This window comes from Halorubrum sp. SD612 (assembly GCF_002135005.1).
In genome coordinates, this window is sequence record NZ_NEWI01000213.1 from 1 (window position 1) to 3,690 (window position 3,690).

Genomic DNA, 3,690 nt, shown 5'->3' on the forward strand with positions numbered 1-3,690 from the left:
CGGGAAGGGGTGGCGCCCCGAGCCGCCGGCGTGCGGGCACGGCGAGGCAACCGCGGACGGCCGGCCGCGCTGCGCGCAGTTCGACCGCGTGGTCGATCCCGGTCGCGAGTGCGGGAGCGGCTGTCCCGCGTTCGAGCCCGCGGACCCGGCGGCGGCGGACCGGGAGCGGCTGCGGGACGAGCGGACGGCGTGGGTCGCGGACCCGGAGGGAGGCGGTCCCCGCCGCCAGTCCGGACTCTCGCGGTACCTGTGAGAACGCTTATACGGCGAGGGAGGGTGTTTCCGCGTATGGACGAGATCGAAGACGTCTTCGTCGCGCGACTGATGTCGACGGACCTCCACACGGTGACGCCGGACACGCTGGTCGAGGACGCGGCCGCGGTGCTGCTCGACAACGACGTCAGCTCGGTGCTGGTCGTGGACGACGACGGGGGGCTCGTGGGGATCCTCACGTCGACGGACTTCGTGGACATCGTCGCGAAGAGCCGGCCGAAGGCCGAGACGACGGTCGAGCGGTACATGACGCGGGACCCGATCACGGCCGGCGCGCAGGACGACGTCGCGGCCGTCGCCGCGACGATGCTCGAACACGGGTTCCACCACGTCCCGGTCGTCGACGGGGAGACGCCCATCGGCATCATCACCACCTCCGACTTCGCGGCGTACGTCTCCTCGCCGGAGTCCGCGTCGGTCTGAGCGCCGCGCCGCCCGACGCGTCCGGGGCGATCAGACGCGTCCGCGACAGCGACAAGTGCCGCCACTTCCTGTGCCCGTATTACTCCGGAGGGCGTACCGGAGGCCGTGTCCGATCACCTGCATCTCAACCTCTTCACCATGTCCTCGGTCGAGCACGTCTCGCCCGGGTCGTGGCGGTACCCCGGCGACCGGTCGGCGGACTACGCCGACCGCGAGTACTGGACCGAGGTCGCGCGCACCGCCGAGCGGGGCGGCTTCGACGCCGTGTTCTTCGCGGACGTGCGCGGGGTCTACGACGTGTACGGCGACGACCGCGAGACGGCCGTCGAGAGGGCGGTTCAGACCCCCGCGAACGACCCGCAGCTCGTCGTGCCGGCGATGGCGGAGGTCACGGACGACCTCGGCTTCGCGGTGACGCGCTCGACGACGTACACCCACCCCTACCAGCTCGCGCGGGAGTTCTCGACGCTCGATCACCTCACCGGCGGGCGCGTCGCGATCAACGTCGTCACCTCCTACCTGGAGTCGGCCGCCGAGAACCTCGGCCTCGACGAACGGATGGACAAGGAGACTCGGTACGACCGCGCCGACGAGTTCTTAGACGTCTGTTACAAGCTGTGGGAGGAGTCGTGGGACGACGACGCCGTCGAGGTCGATCGCGAGAGCGGTCGGTACGCGGACCCCGAGAAGGTCCACGCCATCGGCCACGAGGGCGACCACTTCTCCGTGCCGGGCCCGCACGGGTGCGAGCCGTCGCCGCAGCGCACGCCCGTCGTCTATCAGGCCGGCTCCTCCGACCACGGCCGCTCGTTCGCGGCGCGCAACGCCGAGGCCGTCTTCGCCAGCCAGCCGACCGAGGAGGGGGTCGTCGAGTACATGGAGGACGTGAAGTCGCGCGCCGCCGACGCCGGCCGCGACCCCGAGAGCCTCCGCTTCTTCATCGGCGTGGTGCCGGTCGTCGGGGAGACCCGGGAGCTCGCGGAGGCGAAGCGCGCGGAGTACAAGCGCCACGTCGACGTGGAGGCGACGCTCGCGCTCCTCTCCGGCTTCCTCGACATGGACCTCTCCGAGCTCGACCCGGACCAGAAGGTCGAACACATCGAGACGGACGCGATCCAGGGGACGATGAACGCGTTCACGAAGGCCCAGCCCGACCGCGAGTGGACGGTCCGCGAGGTCGCGGAGTTCTGCGGACTCGGCACCACCTCGCCGACGATCGTCGGCACCCCGGAGCAGGTCGCCGACGAGCTCGAGCGCTGGCACGAGGAGGTGGGCGTCCACGGGTTCAACGTCAAGGAGGTCGTCCGCCCCGACTCGCTCGTCGACTTCGTCGACCTCGTCGTCCCGGAGCTGCGCGAGCGCGGACTCGTTCCCCCGGCCGACGCCGCCCCTCCGGGCGAGACGCTCCGCGAGCGACTCCTCGGCGAGGGACAGACGCGGCTCCGCGCGGACCACCCCGCCCGCCGGTAGCGCGGAGTCCGTCCGGGTCCCGACTCAGCCGGGCGGTTTCGTTCGGTTCCACGGATCGTGTTAGCGGGCTGTTGTGAACGGATTGCCGCTAACTAATACGACAACGCTGCCGCCCCCGGCATGCTTAAGTGTCTACCTGCGCTTGTCTCAGGTGACGCTTCGCTTGGAGGGCCGAAGCGTCAGCGGGGACCTACAGAACGGCACGCCCGTGCCACCTTTTCCCGGCACGGGCGTGCCGTTCGTTCCTTTACTCACCGAGCGAGCCGCTCGCGCAGCCGCAGGCAACGACCGTTCCGCGCCGACCGGGACTGTGCGTGGCCGGCCCGTAGAAGACGCCGTTCTTCAGAGGTTTTCCTCTTGGTACGCGCCCTCGTACGTCCCGTCGTGGTCGGCCTCGGCGAGGACGAGCTGCGCGATCCGCGCGCCCGGCTCGATCTCGATCGGGTGGCCGACGTCGAGACGACCCTCGCCGACCCCCTCGTAGCCGGCGTCCCACACCGCGGTGTCGAGGGTACAGGCGTTGCGCAGCAGCGTCGAGCGCGGGAGGACGAACCCGATCCGCCCCTCCGGGATCCGCACCGGCTCGCCGTACCGGACGACGTAGCTCCCGCGTTCGAGCCGATAACAGTCGCCCCGCGGCTCCAGCTCCCGCCGCTCGCCCACGCGCTTCCCGTCGCGCCCGAGCCGGCCCGGTTCGGTCTGTGCGAACACCGCGTCGACGGTGAGGTCGACGCCGTTCGGCTGTCGCTGCGCGTCGTCGAGGTCGGCACCGGCCGCCTCCAGCGCCGCCGCGACCGCGGCTCCCGAGTCGAACATGCGCGTCCGGAACCGCGGGCGAACCTAAACGGTGTCGCCCGCGCTCCGCGACCGGCGGACCGGAAGCGGAGAGTCTCGCCGGGAGCGTCGAGAGCGCCGATTTTGGGCGATTCAGGCGTTTAATGACCTAAAACACTCGGCACGGCTACGTATTTCACGGTGGATGATACCACGCCGAGATCGCAGCGAACGTTGCCGCAGCGGGGGATCTAACACGGTCGATCTTCGGGAAACTCGCGGGTTTTATATCCACGGGAGGGCCATCTGCGGATGATATGGGACAGACGATTACGGAGAAGATCCTCGATGAGCATCTCGTCGAGGGCGAGCTGACGCCCGGCGAGGAGATCGGCATCGAGATCGATCAGGTGCTGACGCAGGACACGACGGGGACGATGGTGTGGCTCCAGTTCGAGGCGCTGGAGATGGACGAGGTCCAGACGGAGCTGGCCGCGCAGTACTGTGACCACCAGACGTACCAGTTCGACTTCAAGAACACCGACGACCACCGCTTCCTCCGCTCCGCGGCCGGCACGTACGGCGCGTACTTCTCCCGGCCCGGCAACGGGATCTGCCACCAGGTCCACAAGGAGAACTTCGCGGCGCCCGGCAAGACGCTGCTCGGCTCCGACTCGCACACGCCGACCCCCGGCGGGCTCGGCCAGCTCGCGATCGGCGCGGGCGGGCTCGACATCGCCGTCGCGATGG

5 protein-coding genes are annotated in these 3,690 nt (G+C 70.0%); 4 read left to right on the forward strand and 1 reads right to left on the reverse strand.

Going from position 1 to position 3,690, the window contains the following annotated elements; translation table 11 throughout:
• From B9G38_RS15240 to B9G38_RS15250, 3 genes are all read left to right on the forward strand, one after another.
• Positions 1 to 253: DUF5787 family protein (locus B9G38_RS15240; protein ID WP_233127236.1), on the forward strand; the 253-nt coding region annotated here is incomplete at its 5' end.
• A gap of 35 nt (positions 254 to 288) precedes the next feature.
• Positions 289 to 696, forward strand: coding sequence for a cyclic nucleotide-binding/CBS domain-containing protein (locus tag B9G38_RS15245; RefSeq protein ID WP_086220942.1), 408 nt, complete (start codon positions 289 to 291; stop codon positions 694 to 696).
• Positions 697 to 801: 105 nt separating this feature from the next.
• Positions 802 to 2,166, forward strand: coding sequence for an LLM class flavin-dependent oxidoreductase (locus B9G38_RS15250; protein WP_086220943.1), 1,365 nt, complete (start codon positions 802 to 804; stop codon positions 2,164 to 2,166).
• Positions 2,167 to 2,508: 342 nt separating this feature from the next.
• Here B9G38_RS15250 and B9G38_RS15255 read toward each other — a convergent pair whose 3' ends face one another.
• Entirely contained in the window at positions 2,509 to 2,982 is a 474-nt protein-coding gene (locus tag B9G38_RS15255; protein WP_086220944.1) for a deoxyuridine 5'-triphosphate nucleotidohydrolase, read from the reverse strand.
• 275 nt (positions 2,983 to 3,257) lie between these two features.
• On the opposite strand from B9G38_RS15255, the gene B9G38_RS15260 reads away from it, so the two are divergent.
• Positions 3,258 to 3,690: aconitase family protein (locus B9G38_RS15260; RefSeq protein ID WP_255375985.1), on the forward strand; the 433-nt coding region annotated here is incomplete at its 3' end.

Excerpts from the sequence above, each read along its gene's own strand:
- B9G38_RS15255 (WP_086220944.1), bottom strand. The coding sequence starts at position 2,982 with ATGTTCGACTCGGGAGCCGCGGTCGCGGCGGCGCTGGAGGCGGCCGGT.
- B9G38_RS15245 (WP_086220942.1), top strand. The coding sequence starts at position 289 with ATGGACGAGATCGAAGACGTCTTCGTCGCGCGACTGATGTCGACGGAC.